Source organism: Streptomyces sp. NBC_00009, assembly GCF_045040855.1.
GTDB lineage: Bacteria > Actinomycetota > Actinomycetes > Streptomycetales > Streptomycetaceae > Streptomyces > Streptomyces aureus.
The window spans coordinates 8890210-8910268 of record NZ_CP108312.1 but is presented as its reverse complement, the minus strand read 5'-3'; the positions used below and the strand labels follow the sequence as shown (position 1 = coordinate 8910268).

General features: G+C 67.3%; 16 protein-coding genes. 4 read left to right on the top strand and 12 right to left on the bottom strand.

What is annotated here, in order from left to right; translation table 11 throughout:
- Window positions 1-137: 137 nt before the first annotated feature.
- Entirely contained in the window at window positions 138-1049 is a 912-nt protein-coding gene (locus tag OHA58_RS40625) for a LysR family transcriptional regulator (protein ID WP_405474977.1), read from the bottom strand.
- 122 nt (window positions 1050-1171) lie between these two features.
- On the opposite strand from OHA58_RS40625, the gene OHA58_RS40620 reads away from it, so the two are divergent.
- Window positions 1172-1501 (top strand): STAS domain-containing protein, encoded by a 330-nt coding sequence (locus tag OHA58_RS40620; RefSeq protein WP_405474980.1) that lies wholly within the window; start codon window positions 1172-1174, stop codon window positions 1499-1501.
- Window positions 1502-1562: 61 nt separating this feature from the next.
- On the opposite strand, the gene OHA58_RS40615 is transcribed toward OHA58_RS40620, so the two are convergent.
- The 6 genes from OHA58_RS40615 to OHA58_RS40590 form a co-directional block, all read right to left on the bottom strand.
- Window positions 1563-3620, bottom strand: a complete 2058-nt coding sequence (locus tag OHA58_RS40615) for a glycogen debranching protein (protein WP_405474983.1) — start codon at window positions 3618-3620, stop codon at window positions 1563-1565.
- A 5-nt stretch (window positions 3621-3625) separates the two neighbouring features.
- Window positions 3626-5437 (bottom strand): AGE family epimerase/isomerase, encoded by a 1812-nt coding sequence (locus OHA58_RS40610; protein WP_405474986.1) that lies wholly within the window; start codon window positions 5435-5437, stop codon window positions 3626-3628.
- Between the two features lie 33 nt (window positions 5438-5470).
- Window positions 5471-6082, bottom strand: a complete 612-nt coding sequence (locus tag OHA58_RS40605; protein ID WP_405474989.1) for a DJ-1/PfpI family protein — start codon at window positions 6080-6082, stop codon at window positions 5471-5473.
- Between the two features lie 86 nt (window positions 6083-6168).
- The gene (locus OHA58_RS40600) at window positions 6169-6597 is read right to left on the bottom strand and encodes a hypothetical protein (RefSeq protein ID WP_405474991.1); all 429 of its coding nucleotides are present in this window, start codon (window positions 6595-6597) and stop codon (window positions 6169-6171) included.
- Between the two features lie 32 nt (window positions 6598-6629).
- The gene (locus tag OHA58_RS40595; RefSeq protein WP_405474992.1) at window positions 6630-8222 is read right to left on the bottom strand and encodes a thiamine pyrophosphate-binding protein; all 1593 of its coding nucleotides are present in this window, start codon (window positions 8220-8222) and stop codon (window positions 6630-6632) included.
- Between the two features lie 45 nt (window positions 8223-8267).
- On the bottom strand, window positions 8268-9095 hold the full coding sequence (locus OHA58_RS40590) for a type 1 glutamine amidotransferase domain-containing protein (RefSeq protein WP_405474994.1): 828 nt from the start codon (window positions 9093-9095) through the stop codon (window positions 8268-8270).
- Between the two features lie 403 nt (window positions 9096-9498).
- Between OHA58_RS40590 and OHA58_RS40585 the strand changes: the two genes are divergently transcribed.
- From OHA58_RS40585 to OHA58_RS40575, 3 genes are read left to right on the top strand one after another with little or no spacing between them, the layout of a single operon-like run.
- Entirely contained in the window at window positions 9499-11460 is a 1962-nt protein-coding gene (locus OHA58_RS40585) for an alpha-1,4-glucan--maltose-1-phosphate maltosyltransferase (protein WP_405474996.1), read from the top strand.
- Window positions 11461-11464: 4 nt separating this feature from the next.
- Window positions 11465-13195 carry a maltose alpha-D-glucosyltransferase gene (treS, locus tag OHA58_RS40580; RefSeq protein WP_405474998.1) on the top strand — a complete coding sequence of 577 codons (1731 nt, stop codon included), beginning with the start codon at window positions 11465-11467 and terminating at the stop codon, window positions 13193-13195.
- Window positions 13192-14583: a maltokinase N-terminal cap-like domain-containing protein gene (locus OHA58_RS40575; RefSeq protein ID WP_405475001.1), complete on the top strand. Its 1392-nt coding sequence runs from the start codon at window positions 13192-13194 to the stop codon at window positions 14581-14583. The genes treS and OHA58_RS40575 overlap by 4 nt, the downstream gene beginning before the upstream one ends.
- Window positions 14584-15355: 772 nt before the next feature.
- Here OHA58_RS40575 and OHA58_RS40570 read toward each other — a convergent pair.
- The 5 genes from OHA58_RS40570 to OHA58_RS40550 all read right to left on the bottom strand — a co-directional run bounded on the left by OHA58_RS40570 (window position 15356) and on the right by OHA58_RS40550 (window position 20005).
- Window positions 15356-16618, bottom strand: coding sequence for a metallophosphoesterase (locus OHA58_RS40570; protein WP_405475004.1), 1263 nt, complete (start codon window positions 16616-16618; stop codon window positions 15356-15358).
- A gap of 378 nt (window positions 16619-16996) precedes the next feature.
- On the bottom strand, window positions 16997-17938 hold the full coding sequence (locus OHA58_RS40565) for an NADP-dependent oxidoreductase (RefSeq protein WP_405475007.1): 942 nt from the start codon (window positions 17936-17938) through the stop codon (window positions 16997-16999).
- Window positions 17939-17948: 10 nt separating this feature from the next.
- Window positions 17949-18386, bottom strand: coding sequence for a nuclear transport factor 2 family protein (locus OHA58_RS40560; protein WP_405475009.1), 438 nt, complete (start codon window positions 18384-18386; stop codon window positions 17949-17951).
- 26 nt (window positions 18387-18412) lie between these two features.
- On the bottom strand, window positions 18413-18832 hold the full coding sequence (locus OHA58_RS40555; RefSeq protein ID WP_405475012.1) for a nuclear transport factor 2 family protein: 420 nt from the start codon (window positions 18830-18832) through the stop codon (window positions 18413-18415).
- Between the two features lie 39 nt (window positions 18833-18871).
- Window positions 18872-20005 carry an acyltransferase family protein gene (locus OHA58_RS40550; RefSeq protein WP_405475015.1) on the bottom strand — a complete coding sequence of 378 codons (1134 nt, stop codon included), beginning with the start codon at window positions 20003-20005 and terminating at the stop codon, window positions 18872-18874.
- Window positions 20006-20059: the final 54 nt, after the last annotated feature.

Sequence of the window (20059 nt, the reverse complement as noted above, 5' to 3'; positions counted from 1 at the left end):
AGCGGGCGGTAGCGTGGTACTCAATGCCGAATGCACGAAGTCGCTTCGCGCAGTCTGCCTACTTTCGAGTAGCAGCGGAGTGCCGCTTCGCTCCCCTTACGCGAGAGAAACAAACATTCCCGCACCGACTGCGTTGACTAACCATTCTCGCCGCCGTCCGGTGAGCAGATCTTGATGCAGGATCGGATGAAGTCCTGGAGCGCGGGACTGCTGGCTCTGTCCGGCGCCCAGGCGACACCGACCTGGCTGGGGCTCACGCCGCAGACGGGTCGGTAGGTGACGTCCGGCCGCTGGTAGAAGCGGGCGGTCGCTTCGGGAGTGAGACTGACGCCGTATCCGTTGGCGATGGCGGTCAGCCACTCGTCCGGGTTGTGAGCGATCGTGCCGATCCTGACCGGGTGGCCTTGGCGCTCGTCCGACGCAAGCCAGTACTCACGCCACCAGCCGGACTCCTCCGGGGTGGCCACGAACGGTTCGTCGAACAGTTCGGTGAAGTCGATGACGTCCTTGCCGGCCAGCGGGTGCGAGGAGGACAAGGCAACCCAGCGCGGCTCCGTGATGAGCGTCTCGACCTGCAGTTCCTCCTGTCCGGGAAAGGGCAGGCGCAGCAGTCCCGCGTCGACGTCTGCGGCCGCGAGTCCCGCGGTCGGGTCGGTCCACTCGGTCTGGCGCATCTCGACGCGCCAGCCGGGGCGGGCGCGGGCGAACTCCGCGATGATGCGTGGGGTGCTTTCGTTCGCGGCGCTGGCCACGAACCCGACGCGCAGCACGCTCGCGGCACGATGGGCAGCGCTGCGCAGCGTGCGCAGCGCTTCCTCCCATGAAGCGACGATCCGTGGGGTCTCGTGCTGCAGGGCTGTCCCCGCCTGTGTCAGTTGCATGCCTGATCGGCTGCGGGTGAAGAGGTCCACGCCCAACTGGGTTTCGAGGATCTTGATCTGCTTGGTCAGGGACGGCTGCGCGATGAAGAGCCGCTCAGCAGCTCTGGTGAGGTGCCCTTCCTCGGCAACGGCCATGAAGTAGCGAAGAAGTCGCGTGTCGATATCCATGAAATCAGGCTATGGAAAGAGGTATTGGACGGAAGGGCAGGGTGGGCAGGATCCTTTTATCGGCAGGCAGGCCCTCGCTCTTTGGCGGGGTCGGACCCTCTCCATGAAAAGGAATTGGCCTCATGTCTTTCAACGCCTCCTTTGGTATTCAGGGCACCACCGCTGTGATCCGGCTGGCCGGGCAGGCCGAGGACCGCAACGTATCGGAACTGCGCGGGGCGATTGATGCCGCTGTGGCCCAGGCGCCACGCCGCCTGGTGATCGACGTCAACGACACGACGGCGCTGGCTCCTGCGGCGCTGCGCTGCCTGGCTTTTGCCCAGCAGCAGCTGCCGGCGACGACGGAGATCGCCGTGGATGGGGCCTCTGCAGGGCTGCGTTCCCGTCTCGGGCTTGCTGGTCTGGATCGCTCGATGACGATCATCGATGCTCCTGTGCCTGCCGGCGTGTGAGCCGAAGTGTTGGCGGTATCGCCCCGCCCGGTACCGGGCCGGGGCGGGGCGGGGATGGGGGTCAGCTCGTGGGACCGGCCACGAGAAGGAGCGCCGCGTGCGCTGCCAGACGCCGTTCGCCCGCCGGGACGACAGGCTCGTGTCCTGGCTGATGGAACTCGCCCGTTCCGGTATCGGTGAAGGTCCGCCAGTGCATGCCCGGTGGCGGTTTCGGCAGTCGAAGACACTGCTCAGCGGTGCCTGAGTTGACGGCGAGGTAGATGCAGTCGGTGTTTTTCTGCGGGTCCTGCTCGTACAGCAGCGCAGCGAGCAGGGTGGAGTCCTCGCTCCAGTCGGGCTCGTCCACGTCGGTGCCGTGCCAGCTCACCTGGGGGTAGTGCCAGCCGGCGCGGGGCTCGCTGTCGGGGTGTTCGAGCCGGCGCAGGACGGGGTGGCGTTTGCGAAGTGCCAGGCACGCCTTGGTGAAACGGAGGCGGTCGGCGTGGGTGTCGGCACGTTGCCAGTCGACCCAGCCCAGTGGTGTGTCCTGGCTGTAGGTGTTGTTGTTGCCGTGTTGGGTGCGGCCGAACTCGTCCCCGCCCAGGAGCATGGGGATGCCCTGGCTGCAGGAGAGAAGGAGGAGCGCGTTGCGGGCTTGTCGCTCGCGCAGTTGCTGCACGGTGGGGTCGGTCGTGGGGCCTTCCGCTCCGCAGTTCCAGCTCTCCTCGTCGGGGATGCCGTCGAGGCCTCCTTCTCCGTTGGCCTCGTTGTGGCGTTGGTCGTAGGCGGTCCAGTCGGCCAGGGTGAGGCCGTCGTGGCAGGTGATGTAGTTGATGGATGGGGCCGCTGTGCGGCCGGCGTACAGGTCGGGTGAGCCGACGAGCCGGGTCGCGAACTCGGCTGCGGATCCTGGGCGTCCGAGCAGGAAGCGACGGATTGCGTCGCGATAGCGCATGTTCCACTCACCCCACCGGTTGTGGTGCGGGAAGGTCCCGACCTGGTAGGTGCCGGCCGCGTCGGTGGCCTCCGCGATGAGTTTGCAGTGGGCCAGGACGGGGTCGTTGGCGATGGCCTCGACGAGAGGAGGGTTGGGGAGGATCTCTGCGTCGGTGCCGCGCGTCAGGATGGATGCCATGTCGAACCGGAAGCCGTCGACGTGATAGGCAGTCGCCCAGTGACGGAGGCAGTGGAGTATGAATGCCCTGGTCAGTGGGTGGTTGCAGTTGACGGTATTGCCCGTGCGGGTGAGGTTTTTCGGGGCACCGTCGGGGGTGAGCAGGTAGTAGGCCTGTTCGTCCAGGGCTCGCAGCGACAGCGTGGGCCCGCGGTGATCGCCTTCAGCGGTGTGGTTGAAGACGACATCCAGGATGACTTCGATCCCGGCGCGGTGAAACTCCTTGATCATGGCTTTGAGTTCCTTCTGCGCCCCGCCCAGCTGCTGGTCGCCGGCGTAACCGGCTTTGGGGGCGAAGAAGGCGACGCTGTTGTACCCCCAGAAGTTGCGAAGGGGTTCGCCGGTGTCGGGTGAGGTGTAGGTGTTGTCGGATTCGTCGAACTCGAACACGGGGAGCAGTTCGATGCAGTTGACGCCGAGTGCGGTCAGGTAGGGGATCTTCTCGGTGAGTGCTGCGTAGGTTCCCGGATGGGCCACGGCGGCCGATGCGTGCCGGGTGTAGCCGCGGACATGCAGTTCGTAGACGACGAGATCGTCTGCCGCGATGTGTGGTCTGTTCTCGCCGTGCCAGTCGAAGGTGTCTGAGGGGATGGCTGAGCGGTAGGAGGGCCGCTCACCCCAGGCACCCCTGCCGCCCAGCTCGTGGGCGTACGGGTCGAGGATCACAGGTGACAGGTGATCGCCGGTTGCGACCCGGTATCCGTAGTGGAACCGGGCCGGATCGATGCCGTGCACGGTCATCGCGAAGACCGTCCCGACCCGCAGGTGGTCGGGGAAGTCGATCTCAGCGACGATTGCACCGTCGGCTGCATCCATGAGGACGAGTTGCATGCCGGTGGCGGTCGAGGAGTTGACGGCGAAGTTGATGCCGTCGGGGACGACCGTGGCGCCGAGCGGCTGTGCATTGCCTGCGGAAATCCGGGGCTGTGTGACGCCGATGGCGGGATGTGCGGTGGTCACAGACATCGCCACTACTCCTTGTGCGGCCTGAGGGTGGCCTGGACGCGAAGGGGCTGGTCGGTGTCGGGCAGCTTGACCGTCATGGCCGAGGCGTCGAAGTCGCTGTACGGGGCTCCGTCGATCAGGACCCGGTCGAGACAAATGCGCCCAGGAGGCAGGATGTCCGGAGCCACCCTGAGGAGTCCGCCGGGGAACGAGCTGCCGGCCTGCGGGTTGAAGTGGAGGTTGAGAGGCTCCTTGTTGATGAGCAGCTGGGTGTAGGTCTCGGCGAGGAAGCACAGTTCGGCCTTGTGGTACATGGCCATGGCGTGGCTGCCCTTGAGCCGCTCGTTTCCGACCAGGTAGGGCAGGCCCTGTGCCAGGACGGTGAAGAAGACACCGCCCTCGTCGTGGTCGAGGAAGAAGGAGTTGTAGAACGCTGAGGACTCCCGCGCGTGCTGCAGGAACTCGTCGTTGTGGAGCGTGCCGGCGAGGATGAGGTAGGCCAGGATGGCCTGCTCCTGCTGCCACCAGGTCTTGCGGTCATGCCAGACGAAGGCGTGCCGGCCGTCCTGGGCTGTGCGTTGCAGCATGTCGTACCAGCCGCCGCGCTGGGCGTCCCTGCCGACCTCCGGCATGGAGGCGCCGAGCTTCTCGGCCAGCGCACGGTACTCGCGCTTGGGGAGCGTGCTCTGCATGCGCATGAGGTTCCAGGCAATCTTGAGATTGTGCCCGACGACGGCTCGGTCCTGCTGCCAGCCCCATTCGCTGTCGGGCGACCAGTCCGCGTGGAAGCGTTCCTGGACGAACGGGCTGTCCCGGTCCGGCATATGAGTGACGATCATGTCGAAGGTGTGCTCAAGCATCGTGCGGTAGCGCTCGTCACCGGTGGCCAGGTACAGGTTGAAAAGGTAGGCCGGGGCGTGGTCACCGACGGAGTTCCAGTTTTTGCGGGCCCGGTTGGGACCGAGACTGTCCTGGTAGGGGCTGAGGGTGACCGGGTCGATGTGGGAGTAGTAGCCGCCCAGCCGGGGGTCGTGGAAGAACTTCTCGAAGAGGCGGACCGTTCCCTCGATGTCGGCCAGCAGATCGGGCGCGCCGGTGAGTCGGTAGGTCTGGGTGAGGCCGACCAGGGCGTAGATCTGCTCGTAGGCCGGGATGGCACGGTAGTCGTCACCGAACTCCGATGCGAACAGTTGGTGTTCGCGGCCCGCTGACTTCTCAAGGCCGTGGTACCAGTAGACGACGTCCTCGTCGGGGTCGACGTAGCGCAGGTGGTCGTGGAGATAGGCGGAGCCCGCGTTGGCCACGGCGAGCGCGTCTTCGTCGCCGGTGAGCATGAAGGCGCTGGCCATGCCGTAGACCATGCGGGAGATGGTGTCCGTCTCCTGGATCGGATGGGCGGTCTTGCCTCCGCTTCCGCTGATGACGGTGCGGTAGTCGCCGAAGTCGATGGCGCCGCCTGCGAACTGCGACTGCCGGTAGAAGGTGGCGAGTTCTCGCAGTTGCTCGCTCCACCAGCCCGGGCGCTCGAACGGCCACTGGTGGTGCTCGTCGTTGACGAACACCAGCTGTGACGCCTGGTAGTGCGCGCCGTCCGCGTTCGGGTAGATGGGTCCGTAGCAGAAGACGAAGCGGCCTGGCGTCAGCTGTCCGTACAGGTCGGCGGAGACGTCCTCGTAGCGGCGTCCCAGGTTACGCAGTCGCTGGCCGTGGGTGGTGTCGGTCAGGTGGACGTCGACCGTGCGGTTGTCGAGGGTGCGCAGTGTGACGCGCCGGCCCTGCCGCTGCTGGACGTATCCGGCGATACTGTCGGAGAAGGGGAAATCGATCTTTGTGGCCATGAGCGGCCTCCTCTCGAGTGGGAGAGCCGTCTGCTAGGCAGCAGCTTCGGTGACGGGGTCCAGCAGGTCGATGATGGTGCGGGCGAGCAGATGGCATTCGTCGACCGTGCGGCTGGTGACCAGGTCCTTGTCGATGACGACGTCCTGGTTGTTGTAGCGCGCTCCCATATTGCGTACGTCGCCCACGAGGTTGTTGTGGCACGTGACGTCGCGGTCACGGACCAGTTCGGGGCTTGCCGACACGAGCATGAGCGCGTGGCAGGAGAAGGCCTTGACGAGCTGCGGCAGGCGGAAGGCGCGCCGCATCAGTTCGACTGCCGGGGCGGGCCGGTCCACATCCGGGCTGTAGCGCAGACGGTCCGCGACCTGTCCCGAGGGCACGATCAGCGCGGACAGGCGGGAGAGTCCGGCGTAGTCGAGCTTTTCCAGGTCCTCGTCGACTGTCAGCGGCGCGCGCTGCTCATGGCCGGTGAAGGTCAGAGAGGGCTGTCCCCACAGCCGGGTCAGCAGGGTGACCTCGGCTCCTTCCTCTGCGAAACGGCGCTGGTAGTAGGCGATCTCTTCCTCGACGAAGTCGCTCTCGGCCAGGATCCCTATGCGTCGGCCGGTGAGGCGGCTCGGGGACAGCTGCACAGTGGTGCTCATCGGTCCATTCCTTGGGTGGTGGCGGACGGGGGCATGAAGGAGGTCCGGCGTACGGCGGTACGTACGCCGGACCTGGTGGGTCGTCGTCAGGCGCGGGCGAGGACCGGCTGGGCCCGGGCCGCGCGGGACGCGGGCTGCTGGGAGGTCACGCAGATGGTCCGCACGTGCAGTTCGCCGTCCTTGCGCACGAGCCACCACTCCTGCTGGACGGATGCGTTGTCGGTGTCGCCCTGCAGGTCGATGACGACCTGTGCGTGTACGGGGGAGCTGAGGGTCACCTGGAACGAGGCGCCCAGAACCCGGATGTCGCAGAGCGGCGTGTGGAGTCCTTGGGCATGCCAGTCGGCGAATTCCTCGAGACCCCGAACGATGCGGCCCGGCAGTTCCAGTCGCATGCCGTTCGCGAGCTGCGTCAGGAGTTCGCCTGTCGCCGCTCCGTCACTCAACTTCTGGTGCCAGGTTCGGACGAAGACCTCAGCGGCCTCTGCGGTGAGTGCGGGGGTGGAGGTGGTCATGGTGTTCGGGTCCTTTCTCAGTGACCGGGCCTTCAGTCGACGGCGAGGTCGATCAGGAACGGGCCGGGGTGGGCCCACATCTCCTGGATCGCCGGCAGGACGTCCTCGGGCTTTTCCACCCGCCGGCCGGGAACCCCCAGAGCAGCGCTGAGTTCGGTGAAGCCGATGTCGGGCCGGGACAGGTCGAACGCAGCGGGCGGGGTGTGCGCGCTGATGTTCTGTTCGTGCCAGTACTGCTCGATGTTGAGGTCGAGGAGCTTGTATCGGCGGTTGTTGCAGATGACGAACTTGGCATCGATGTCGTCGCGCGCCGCGGTCCACAGGGCTTGGATGGTGTACATGCTTCCGCCGTCTCCGGTGAAGGCGATGACGGGGCGCTCGGGCTGCGCCAGCTTGATGCCGAGGGCGCCGGGAATGCCGACTCCGAGCGACCCGCCCCTGGTCTGGTAGAAGTGGCCGGGCTCGCGCGGCGGCAGGTACCGTGCCAGCGGTCCGCCGGAGGTGAGCGCCTCGTCGAACACGGTCAGGCCTTGCGGTGACTCATCGGCGAGCGTGCGGGCGAAGATCCCCATCATCGAGTCGTCGTCGGCTGTGGGTGTGGTGGGGCGCGCCGGGATGGGGCGTGGCTGCGGGCCCAGGGCTTCGGCGAGGCCGGCGAGGGTGAGTTTGGGGTCCGCTACGAAGCCCATGTCGACGGGGAAGTTCTTGGCTATCTCGTAGGCATCGAGGTCGATGTGGACGATGGTGGCGTCGTCCTTGAACGGGCTGTCCAGCGACGGGAAGACTTCGGGGAACACGTAGGTCCCTACGACGAGCACGGCGTCCGCGTCGGCCACGACGCGTGCGCTGTCCTTGCCGAACATGTGGCCGCTCTGGCCGCCGTAGAGCGGGTGGGTGGTGTCGAAGTTGACCTCCGAGCAGTTGACGCCCCACACGGGGGCGCCCAGCCGTTCCGCCACGGCGGTCAGTTCCCGTTGGGCTCCGCTGGTGGCCACGCCGTCGCCCATGAGGATGAGCGGGTTGCGGGCGGCGGCAAGCGCCTGGGCCGCCTCTTCGAGGCGCTGTGCGGGGGGCGCGGTGCGCGTGTCGGGCAGCGAGGTGGGCACGGCGGGTTCCGTGGTGAGCTCGTCCATCACGTCGGCCGGCAGGACCACGACGACGGGTGCACAGGGCGGTGTCATCGCGATCTTGATGGCGCGTCGCAGGACGCGCAGGGTGGAGGACGGATCGATGATCCTGGTGGCGTACTTGGTGACCGGTTCCGCCATGGCCACCAAGTCTGCGGCCATCTGTCCGTCCATCGCGTCGTAGCGGACTCCCGCCTCTCCTACCAGCACGACGAGGGGTGATCCTCCGCGCTTGGCCTGGTAGAGCATGCCGATGCCGTTGCCCAGCCCCACACCGCTGTGGAGCTGGACGAGCCCGGGGCGCTGTGTGGCTCGGGCGTAGCCGTCGGCCATGCCGACGGCGGCGCCCTCGTGCAGGGCCAGGACGTAGGTCAGGCCATGGTTGCTGACCTCGTCCAGGAATCCCTGTTCCACTGTTCCTGGATTGCCGAACATGTAGGAGATGCCGTCCGCCGCGAACTGCTCGAAGATGGCGGACTTCCCGGGCCTGGCAGGCATACCGGCGGGTCCTTTCAGAGGGTTCAGAGGGTGCGGTTGGTGGGGTTACCAGCCGAAGCGGCGCAGGCCGTCCTCCAGGGTCTCGACGAGTTTTTCGCCGCCGAGGACGGAGTCCGGGGTGGATCGGGCGGTGACGAAGGGGAAGTCGACCAGGACGGAGGTCTCCTTGCCGACGTTGCCGTGGAAGGCGCCCTCGGGCCCGGTGGCGTCGCGCAGGATGTACTCGAGCGGGTACGGCGGCGGGCCCATGTTGAAGTCGACGCCGATGAAGCCGGTGCCGTCCTTGTAGTCGTACTCCTTGGGGTGCCCAGTGACGTGCTTGCCCCACAGGATGCTGGAGCGGCTCTCGAGGTCGCGGGCGAAGGCGAGGACGGCAACGCCGTAGCACTCGGCGAGGATGGGCTTGTCGGCTGCGGCGAAGGCGAGGACGACCTCGTGCAGCCGTTCGTTGTTGGCGAGGTCGACGATGGGCCCGCTGCCGCCGACGATGACCATGGCGTCGAAGCCGGACACCAGGTCGTTGAGGGCGGAGTCGAGCTGGCGGTGGTAGTCCTCCACCTCGCGCAGGTGGTTGAGCGCGCTGTAGTAGGGGCGCTCGGGGATGAGGTCCTGCAGGCTCAGGGGGTTGTCGAGCCGGCTCGAGGCATCCATGTCGGCGGCTCGCCGGGCCATGTCACGGGTCGTGACCGAGCGGCCGAGAGGCGGGTCGATGTACTCGGCGTCGAGGCTCGGTGGAAGGGCCTGGGCGCGCTTGCCGGTCGGCGTGATGTAGGTGATCTGGTAGCCGCGCTTCTCGAAGGCCTCAACCGGGCCGACGAGTTCCTCTCCCCAGTAGCCGTACTCGGAAAGCACTACAAGTATCCGCTTGGACACGAGTTCCTCCATCGTTTTTTATCCGGGTCTTTTGAGTCACCACCGGGGGGTGTCTCTTCAATTCCCCGGTCAGACAAGGCGAGTAGAGCGTGCCGGCTCGTCGGGCGGCAAGGAGTAGACCCCGCACAGGAACAACTTGTGGAAGTTAACCCAGTTGGGTTTCGGCCTGGCCGGCACCGCGCACCCTTGCCACAACAGGCCCTCTGAGCTGCTGAAACAGCGTGCTGCAGGTGTGCGCCCCGATGCAGTCGCAAGGCCCCGGCTGCTCTTGTTCGGCGAGTTGCCTTACCCCTCCCCCACTTGCCCGAGTTGACGCAGTGAGCGTCTTTCAAGGTCTTTCACTTCGCAATTCGATGCCTCGTTCTCACTATTACCGAGAGCCTTGGAAGAGGGGAGAAATGCAATGAGTGGAAGACTGGCAATCTCCGACGTTTCGCCGGTTGTCAGCGCCGGTTCACACCCCGCGAAGGCCGTGGTGGGTGAGCACGTGCCGATCGCAGCAACCGTGTGGCGGGAGGGGCACGAAGCGGTGGCCGCCGACGTGGTGTGGCGCCACGAGGACGGCCGGACCCCCGCGGTGGTCGTTCCTATGGTGCTGGCCGACGCCGGCCTGGACCGCTGGGAGAGCTCCGTCGTCGCGGACCGGGTCGGCATGTGGTCGTATCACGTCCAGGCGTGGGCAGACCCATGGACCACCTGGCTGCGCGGTGTGCAGGCCAAGGTCGCGGACGGTCAGTGCGCTGCACAGCTTCAGGCCGACCTTGAGGTCGGTGCGCGGTTGCTGGAGCGGCTGGCGGCCGAGAGCCGGATGCCTCAGGCGCCGTTGCTGGCGGCCGGTCGGCTGCGACGCACCGATCTGCCTCTTGAACAGCGGCTGGCGCCGGCGCTGGGCGCGGATATTGCGTCGCTGGTGCGGCGCAGTCCGCTGCGGGATCTCCTGACTCCCGGGCCTGCCCATCGCATCTGGGCCGACCGGGAACGCGCGCTGTTCGGCGCCTGGTACGAGGTGTTTCCTCGTTCGACGGGCGGCTGGGACGCGTCGGGCGCGCCCGTCCACGGCACCCTCGCGACGACAGCGGCGGATCTTCCACGCATTGCGGCCATGGGATTTGACGTGGTGTACGTGCCGCCCGTGCATCCCATCGGCCTCACCCACCGCAAGGGCCGCAACAACACGCTCAGTGCGACCGCTGACGACGTGGGCTCCCCCTGGGCAGTGGGCTCGCAGGACGGCGGCCACGACGCGGTCCATCCGCAGTTGGGCACCCTGGCGGACTTCGAGTCGTTCGTCGCCAAGGCCACGGAGCTGGGCCTCGACGTCGCTCTCGACCTGGCGTTCCAGTGCTCTCCTGACCACCCGTGGGTTCGGGAACACCCGCAGTGGTTCACCCAGCGGCCCGACGGTTCCATCGCGTTCGCCGAGAACCCGCCCAAGGCCTACCAGGACATCTACCCGCTGAACTTCGACACCGCTCCCGAAAGCCTCTACGCGGAGTTGCTGAGGATCGTGCGGTTCTGGGCGGACAAGGGGGTGCGGATCTTCCGGGTGGACAACCCGCACACCAAGCCTCTGGCGTTCTGGGACTTCCTGATCTGGAAGGTCAAGGAGACCCATCCCGATGTGCTGTTCCTCGCCGAGGCCTTCACCAGGCCGGCTGTGCTGCAGGGACTGGCCAAGGCGGGCTTCACCCAGTCCTACACCTACTTCACGTGGCGCACGACGAAGCAGGAACTCTCCGACTACGCGGCCGAACTGGCCGCCGGTGCGCACTTCCTTCGTCCCAATCTGTTCGTGAACACCCCGGACATCCTGCCTGCCTCGCTGCAGCATGGCGGGCCCGCCATGTTCGCTCTGCGGGCCGCACTCGCGGGGACCCTTTCACCGACCTGGGGTGTGTACTCGGGATACGAGCTCTTCGAGCACCGTGCCGTGCACCACGGCACCGAGGAGTACCTCGACTCGGAGAAGTACCAGTTGCGGCCGCGGGACTTCGCCGCAGCCCGCGCACAGGAACGCAGCCTGGAGCCGTGGATCACACGGCTCAACCACATCCGCAGAGCGCATCCCGCCCTGCAGCAGCTGCGCGACATCCGCTTCCTCGACGTCGACAACGACGCGCTCCTCGCCTACGTCAAGACCGATCCGGCTTCGGGCGAGACGGTGCTGTGCGTCGTCAGCCTCAACCCCTACGAAACGCAGGAGGGCACCGTGCTCAACGCGGCAGCCGCATTCGGCGAACCGGAGGGACACCTGGTTCTGCGCGATGAGATCAGTGGCGAGCTCACCAAAGGGAGCGATGCCATGAATGTTTCGATCAACCCGCGTAAGGCGGTCGCACAGATCCTGGTGGTGAGCCATGTCTGAAGGGATGAGTCCCGAGGTTCTGATCGGTGCCAACGCCGCAGACTTCGATGTCGCGCGCACCCTGCCGGTGGATCGCGACTGGTTCAAACGAGCCGTGTTCTACGAGGTACTGGTCCGCTCGTTCTACGACAGCAACGGTGACGGCACAGGCGACATGAAGGGGCTGGCCGACAAGCTGGACTACCTCCAGTGGCTGGGGGTGGACTGCCTATGGCTCCCGCCCTTCTACGCCTCTCCGCTGCGCGACGGCGGCTACGACATCAGTGACTACCGCAGTGTGCTGCCGGACTTCGGCACCATCGACGACTTCGTCGCTCTGCTGGACGCTGCCCATGCCCGCGGCATCCGTGTCATCACCGACCTGGTGATGAACCACACCTCGGACGCTCACCCCTGGTTCCAGGCGTCACGGACCGACCCCGACGGCCCCTACGGCGACTTTTACATGTGGGCGGATGACGACTCGGGGTTCGCGGACGCGCGGATCATCTTCGTCGACACCGAAACCTCGAACTGGACGTTCGATCCGGTGCGTGGGCAGTTCTTCTGGCACCGCTTCTTCTCTCACCAGCCGGACCTCAACTACGACAACCCCCGGGTCCAGGACGCGATGCTCGACTCGCTGCGGTTCTGGCTCGACCTGGGCGTCGACGGGTTTCGTATGGACGCGGTGCCGTACCTGTTCGCTCGCGAGGGCACCAACTGCGAGAACCTCCCCGAGACCCACGACTTCCTGAAGTCCGTGCGCAAGGTCGTCGACGACGAGTACCCCGGCCGAGTGCTGCTCGCGGAGGCCAACCAGTGGCCCGAAGACGCTGTGGAGTACTTCGGCGACCCGGAGCAGGGTGGCGACGAGGCGCACATGGCCTTCCACTTCCCGCTCATGCCGAGGATCTTCATGGCCGTGCGCTGCGGGACCAAGACACCGATCTCGGACGTCCTGGCCACGACGCCGGCGATCCCCTCGGGAAGCCAGTGGGGCATCTTCCTCCGCAACCACGACGAACTCACGCTTGAAATGGTCAGCGAAGAGGAACGCGCATGCATGTACGCCATGTACGCCGAGGATCCGCGGATGCGCGCCAACATCGGAATCCGGCGGCGCCTGGCCCCGTTGCTGGGCAATGACTACAACCAGCTTGAGTTGTGCAATGCGATGCTGCTGTCCCTGCCGGGGTCCCCGGTGCTGTACTACGGGGACGAGATCGGCATGGGTGACAACATCTGGCTCGGCGACCGGGACGCGGTGCGCACCCCGATGCAGTGGGCGCCTGATCGCAATGCGGGCTTCTCCACCGCTGATCCGGGACGGCTGCGCCTGCCGGTGAACATGGACTCCGTCTACGGCTATCAAGGCGTCAACGTCGAGGCCCAGTCGAAGAACACCTCGTCGCTGCTGCACTGGACGCGGATGATGCTGGACGTGCGGCGTCAGCACCCGGCGTTCGGCATGGGCACCTTCGAGGAGATACCGACCTCGAACGAGAGTGTGCTGGCCTACGTCCGCGAGTACGAACTCCCCGATGGCGGCGTCGATCGGGTGATCTGCGTCAACAACCTCTCCCGGCATCCGCAGCCGGTCACCTTCACCATGCCGGGCCCCACCGGGCACCAGCCCCTCGAACTGACCGGTCAGGTCCCTTTCCCGGCCGTCAGCGAGGAGCCGTACCAGCTGGCGCTGGCCGGCTACGGCTTCTACTGGTTCTTTCTGGGCAGCGAGGAAGGGTCCGCATGAGCACTCTTCTTGCCCTGGTGACATCGCAGGAGGTCGAGCAGGCTCTGGTGCGCTGGCTTCCCGAGCAACGGTGGTTCGACGGAACAGGACGCGCTCTGGCGTCAGCACAGGTGGTGAGAAGCCACGTCTTTGCTGCCCCTGCCGCCCCGGACGGTGCCTTGGGCGCCTTGGTGGTGGTGCGTGCCCGCGACGTCGTCGGAGCCGACGCCGGGTCCTATCTGCTGGTGGTGGGCGCCTGTCAGGCGCAGCGCCGCCCTGGCGGGGAAGTCATTGCCCGCCAGGGCGGCGGCGTGGTCTACGACGCGCTGCAGGATCCACTCCTGATCCAGTGCCTGCTGCAGCTGATGGCTGACGGACAGGGCAGGGACGGCGCAGTGTTCTCCAGCGAACCACCGGGATTCGCAACTCCCGAGAAGCCCATGCCGGTGCGTGCGCTGGGGGCCGAGCAGTCCAACACCTCAGTGACCATCGGTGATCAGTTCATTCTGAAGATATTCCGCCGGGTCTCACCGGCTCCCAGCCCTGACCTGGTGGTGCACCGCATGCTGGTCGACCAGGACTCGGCACACGTTCCGCCGCTGCTCGGCGCGGCCTGGGACGAAGCGAGCGGCGGGACCTACGCCACCGTGCAGGAGTTTCTGCCCAAGGCCCAGGACGGATGGGCAGCCGCGCTGGCCAGTGTCCGCCGCGTCCTGGCACCCGCGGATGCCCGGCCGGCACAGGACTTCGCGGCCCGAGCGCGCGGCCTGGGCGGCGCGCTGGCGTCGGTCCACGGCGATCTGGCGCGAGCAGCGGGGCAGCAGCAGCTGGAGGCCCGCCACTACCGGCAGTTGTCGCAGCTGTTCCTGCGGCGCTTGACGGCGGCTGTGGACGGGGCGCCCCAACTCGCCCCGTACGCCGGCCGGCTGCACGAACAGTTCTCTGCGGTGGCGCGCCTTGCGCCGTCGGCGCACCGCAGCGCCCAGCTCAGCCACGGCGACTTGCACCTGGGGCAGACTCTGCACACGAGCGAGGGCTGGATCCTGCTCGACTTCGAGGGAGAACCGCTTGCCGATCACACCGAGCGGAGCCGGCACCACTCCCCGCTGCGTGATGTGGCCGCGATGCTGCGCTCGTTCGACTACGCCGCCCACCACGAACTGACCGGCACCGTGGACTGTGTGCAAGCCTTGGGCCGCGCGCGCGAGTGGGTCGAGCTCAGCCGGCGGGCATTTTTGGATGGCTATGGGGCTCATCGTGGCGAGTACACGAGCGGGGACCAGGAACTGCTCAGGGCCTACGAGCTGGACAAGGCCGTCTATGAGGTCCTGTATGAGACGCGGCATCGCCCCTCATGGGCGTGGATTCCGCTGCGGGCCATCGAGCAGAGCATCGGAGTGAGCGTCTAGACGTCGCCCGGTCGCCGGGGCAGTCCGTCAGGGGCAGGGGCCCCGCACCGTGCCGGTGTGCAGGGTGCGGGGCGCGACCGTCTTGCCTGGGGCCTTTCGTTTGGATCAGGCCGGAACAGGGAGCGGGGTCATGGGGGTCCCCCTGCTCGAGCGCAGCCGAGAGCTTGGGGGAGCGTGCAGCTGCAAGGCGGAGGAGGGAGTCGACGCGGAGCGTCGGCGAGTGACGACAACGCCGCAGATGTGCGTGCCAGACCCCGCGAGCCCGGCATGATCCAAACGAAAGGCCCTGGGGCCGGGCACGGACCTGACCCGCCGGCTCACACGATCCACCGGACAGCCGCCGGGCTCAGTTCGATACCTGGGCGCCGGTCAGTTCCGCGCGGTGCGCAAGGGGGCTCAGCGGCCAGGACAGGCGGCTCGCCCGTGGTCCAGACGGCGCGCACGGACATGGTGCTCATGCGCCAGCCGCTGTCGGTGCGCCGGAGTTTCGCCTCGCAGACGCCGCCCACCGGCAGTCGGTGCGCCCGGCGGGGTCCTCACCTTGACGTCTGAAGATGTGCAGGGGGCAGCGAACCGGCCGATGGACGCCTGCGCATGGCGCACCGCGTCGGCGCCCTCGGCCACACCGAGCGGTGTCATCGTCCGCAGATCATCCGTGAAGTAGGCGCCCGTCCCACCGTCCTCGAAGCGCCGTTCGTCCATGGTGCGGAAGAAACCGCTGACGAGGGAGCTGATCTCGACGGTGCCGTCAACGGCGCGCTGTGGGCGTCTGTTACGGGTGCCGTCCCGCAAGGGTCACCACGGTGATGTCGGAGGGGGCGCCGACCCGCACTGGCGGCCCCCACGCGCCTGCCCCGCGTGTGACGTACAGCTGGGTGTCCCCCACCTGCTTGAGTCCGGCGGCGGCAGGGCCGGCCAGTCCGGCCAGGTAGTTGCCCGGCCACAACTGACCGCCGTGGGTATGTCCCGACAGCTGCAGATCGACTCCGAAACGCATCGCCTCGTCAACCATGACGGGCTGATGCGCGAGCAGCACCGAGGGGCGGGAGCGGTCCCGGTCCCCCAGCGCGCGGTCGTAGTCGGGCCCCTGCCCGTAGTCCTGGCCGGAGACGTCGTTGACGCCGGCGAGGTCGAAGTAGGGCAGTTCACGGCGGGCATTCTCCAAGGGCTGAAGGCCAAGAGCCCGTACGTGCTCGATCCATGGCGGTGCGCCTGATTCGTATTCGTGGTTGCCGGTCACGAAGAAGACTCCGTCGCGTGCGGTGAGCTGGGCCAAGGGGGCGACGGCGCCGCGGAGGTCGTCGACGCGGCCGTCGACCAGGTCTCCGACGATCGCGATGAGATCGGCCTGCGCGGAGTTCACCGTCTTGACCACCTGTTGTGCGAAATCGTGTCCCAGGATGGGACCCAGGTGGATGTCGCTCACGACGGCAATCCGATAGCCGTGCGCCTGCCGGGGAAGCTTGGCGATCGGCACCGTGAGGTGTTTCAGGCGCGGGCCCCTGAAGACTTCGTAGGTTCCGGCTCCCACCGTCGTGGTCGCGGCCACGGTGGCGACGAGCGCTGTGGTGCGGGCCAGGAAGACTCGCCGGGAAGCAGCGGGCGCCGCCGGTGCCCGCACGCTCGTGGTGTCCGTGGCGGTTCGCTGCACCAGGAGGCTGCCGGAGCGGCGCCCTTGTGTGGGAACAGTGGACTGTGGTGCGGGCGTGTCCACGCTGTCGCGTGCCGTGAGCCGGCGAAGGACTGCGATGAGCTTGGCGGCCGCGTCGCGGACGATGAGGAGCAGCGTCAGGTACAGGAGCAGGGCGGACCACAGGTAGCCGGGCCAGGCGATGATCTGCTGCACCGGGAAGAGCAGGTGCGCCGCCTCGAGGGCTGTCGTGGCGACCATCAGCACGCCCAGCAGGAGGAGGACGGCTGCGCCCGCCCGCCGTACGCGCCGTGTGGAGGTGGTGTCGGCGACCAGCCGGCGCCAGAGGTACCAGTGGACGCCCACCAGCAGAGCGAGCAGTCCGGCAAGGACGAGGTATTCCATGCGGTGCACCTTGGTATTGGGGGGGAGCCCGACGCCGGGTGCCGCTCGCGGCGGTGCCGGCAGCCGGTGAGAGGCCTGGTCGGCCTCTTTCGTGTGGTGTGGGGCGGGCAGGGCTCAGCGCTGCGCGGTGGGCAGCAGGCCTCGGTTCCGGGCGTGGTCGGCGAGTTGGAGGCGCAGCCTGCGTGCTGCCCGGTGCGGTTCGCCGGGTAGGCCAGTACGTCGCGTACGAAGCGGTCGGATCGCTGGGTCGGTGTTTGAGGTGGGTGATCGCTGGTGACTGTGGCGGCCGTCGGAAGGTTTTTTGTGCCTGCTGGGGCCCGGGGAGCCGTTGCGGCCTGCTGGCGGGAGCAACGGCACCCCGGCGGCGCCCGGTCGTGTCTAGCGCGGGGGCTGCACCGTGAGGACGATCTTTCCGCGACCGTGCCCGGCCTGCATACGCCGGTGCGCCTCAGCGGCCTGCTCAAGCGGCAGCCGGTCGGTGATCTCGGCGTTGAGGAGGCCTTGGTCGACGAGGCGCGCGATGTAGGTGAGCGAGTCCCCGTCGGGATGCACTACGTGGCGCAGCACGCGCACGCCGCGTTCCTGGGCGGCCTCCTCCAGCGGGCCGGCGCCCCGTGCCGCGCCGGGGACCGGGGCGATGATGCCGCCCGGGCGCACCGTGCGGACGAGGGCGTCGATGCCGACGAGGTCGACGACGACGTCGATGTCGCTGACGGTGTCGGGCACGGAGGTGGTGGTGTAGTCGACCACCTCATCGGCGCCCAGAGCACAGAGGAAGTCGTGGTTGGTCTTGCGGGCGATGGCGGTGACGTGTGCGCCGCGGGCCTTGGCGAGTTGGACGGCGATGTGGCCGACTCCGCCGGCGGCTCCATTGATCAGTACGTGCTGGCCGGACACGGTCTCGGTGAGGTCGAGGACCTGCAGCGCGGTGAGGGAGCACAGCGGGAGTGCGGCAGCCTGGGCGTACGTGCTGCCGGCGGGTTTTGCCGCGAGGTCCTGTGCGGGTGCGCTGACGTATTCGGCGTAGCCGCCGGCGAGGCTGGGGAAGCGGGGCATGCCGAAGACGTCGTCGCCAGGGGCGAACCTGGTGACGCCCGCGCCGACGGCCTCGACGACGCCGGCGACGTCCCAGCCCCAGATCCAGGGGCCGTCGTCGAACCACGGAGCTGCCTGGCCTTCGCGGCACTCCCGGTCGACGGGGTTGGTGCCGGCTGCGACGACCTTGACCAGGACGTCGTTGTCGGCGATGGACGGCGTGGGTACGTCTGCCGGTTCCAGTACGTCGGGGCCACCGTACTGACGGCTCAGGACTGCGCGCATGAGGGATTCCTTAGGAGAAGGTGTCGTAGTTCTCGACGAAGCCGGACGGGTTGAAGTACTCGCTGAAGTGCCGGATGCGGCCTTCCTCGTCGAACTCGAAGAGCCCGACGCTTTCGTTGCTGTAGAAGCTGCCGTCGAGCAGTTCGATGTAGGGCTGCCAGCGGGCGAAGATCTTGTCGGGGTCTTGAAGGGGGTGGAGTTCGGTGAGCTGGAAGGTGAGCTTGGTGAACCCGCCGGCGATGCTCTTGTAGAGGGTGTGGATCTCGTCCTTGCCGGTGAGCCGGCGGGGCAGTTCACCGGCCGCGTACGGGACGATCTGGGTGCAGTTGTCCGCCCAGAGGTCGATCCAGGAGTCGAGGTCGCCCTCTTCGAGCAGGTAGAAGTAGGCGTTGAGAGCTGCCATGTTCCTGATGCGGCGCTGATCGGGGGTCAGCGTGGTGGTGGGCATGGTTCTCCTTCGTTCTGGCCGGCGGGTCAGGCCGCGTCCTGCGTGACGGGCAGCGGGTTGAAGTACTCGGTGAAGTGCCGGATGCGGCCTTGCTGGTCGAACTCGAAGAGCCCGACGTTCTCGTTGGCGTAGCTGCCGCCCGCGGCGAGTTCGCCCTTCGGGTACCAGCGGGCCAGCAGCTTGGCGGGGTCCTGCAGGGGGTGTATTTCGGTGCCGGGGTAGGCGAGCTGTGTGTAGGTGGCGGCTTGGGCGGCGTAGAAGGCGTGCAGGGCCTCGCGTCCGTCGATGCGGTGGGGAGCGCGCGGGGCGAAGGGGGTGAGGACGGTGCAGTTCTCGGCCCAGAGCTGGATCCAGGCGTCGATGTCCAGGGCGGTGAGCAGCTGGAAGTAGCGGGTGAGGGTGTCCTGGTTGCGGGTGCGCTGCTGTATGGCGTGGTGGGGAGCCATGGATCGCCTCCGTGGTGGGTGGGTTGGGGTACTGGGTGGTCAGGCGAAGGGGCTGGGGTCCGCGCCTTCGTCGCCGTCCACCCGAACGAGGGGCTGGGCAGGTGTCGCGTGCCGCGCGCGCGGGGTGCGTGGCGTGCTCCAACGGCGCATGGCGGGTATTTCCACGTAGCGGTAGGTGGCCCAGGCCACAAGCATGGTGAGGGTGCCGGCCAGGGCGATGTAGCTGAGGCCCGCGGCGGTGTCCCAGGTGGTGAGCGGTCCTCCGAGCCGGCGCCGCACTTCGATGAGGATCATCTTGTGCCACAGGTAGAAGGCGAAGGAGACGTTCCCGAGCCAGACCATTGCTGCGCTGCGGAACGGGGACCATCCACCGTGGAGGTCGGCGTGGGCGGCGGCCGTGATGACCAGCGCCAGTGGCATCGCGGTCACGGCGGCCAGGCCATAGGTGAAGCCGACGTGTGCGCAGAGAATGTAGGAGGCCACGGCGATGAGGATCCCGGCCCCCAGGTTGAAGTGGATCCATCGGCCGCGCTGCAGGATCCGGGCGAGGAAGATACCCAGGAGGAAGTCGAGGGTGCGCACGGGCGGCAGGACGTAGACGAACCAGAACTCGGCTTCGGAGGCGGGGGCGAATCCCACGCCGGGCCGGCTGGGCAGAAGCTGGGCGATCAGTGGTGCGGCCAGGATGGCTGCCCAGGTGGCGCCTGCCCCGTACCAGAGGCGGGAGGGCCGGACGCGGTCCACGAAGCGGATGATCAGCGGGAAGGATGCGTAGAAGAGGAGTTCGCAAGACAGCGACCAGGAGACCGAGTTGGCCGCTCCTGAGATGTCGAGTTGCGGGAACCACGACTGCAGGAGGAATGCGGCGGGAAGGATCTTCCAGCCTCCGAGGCTCTGGCCTGCGATGGCCAGAAGGAGCAGGGCCGCAAGTGTGGTGACCAGGTGGTTCGGGAAAACTTTCGCGGCGCGGCGGCGCCAGAAACGGCGGGCGGTGTCTCCCGGCTTGGCCGACCAGGTGAGGACGAATCCGCTGAGTATGAAGAAGAAGCTGACTCCGACCCATCCTCCTTGGCCGAAGACGGTTTCGTACGCGTCCGAAATTTGCTGTGACTGAAAGGGTGAGTTCTGTCCGATGTGGAAAAAGAAGACCATCAGCGCAGCGACGACGCGCATCCCGGTGAGCGAGGGAAGTTTGTTCAGTGGCAGCCCGGGTCTTGCTGAGGCTTC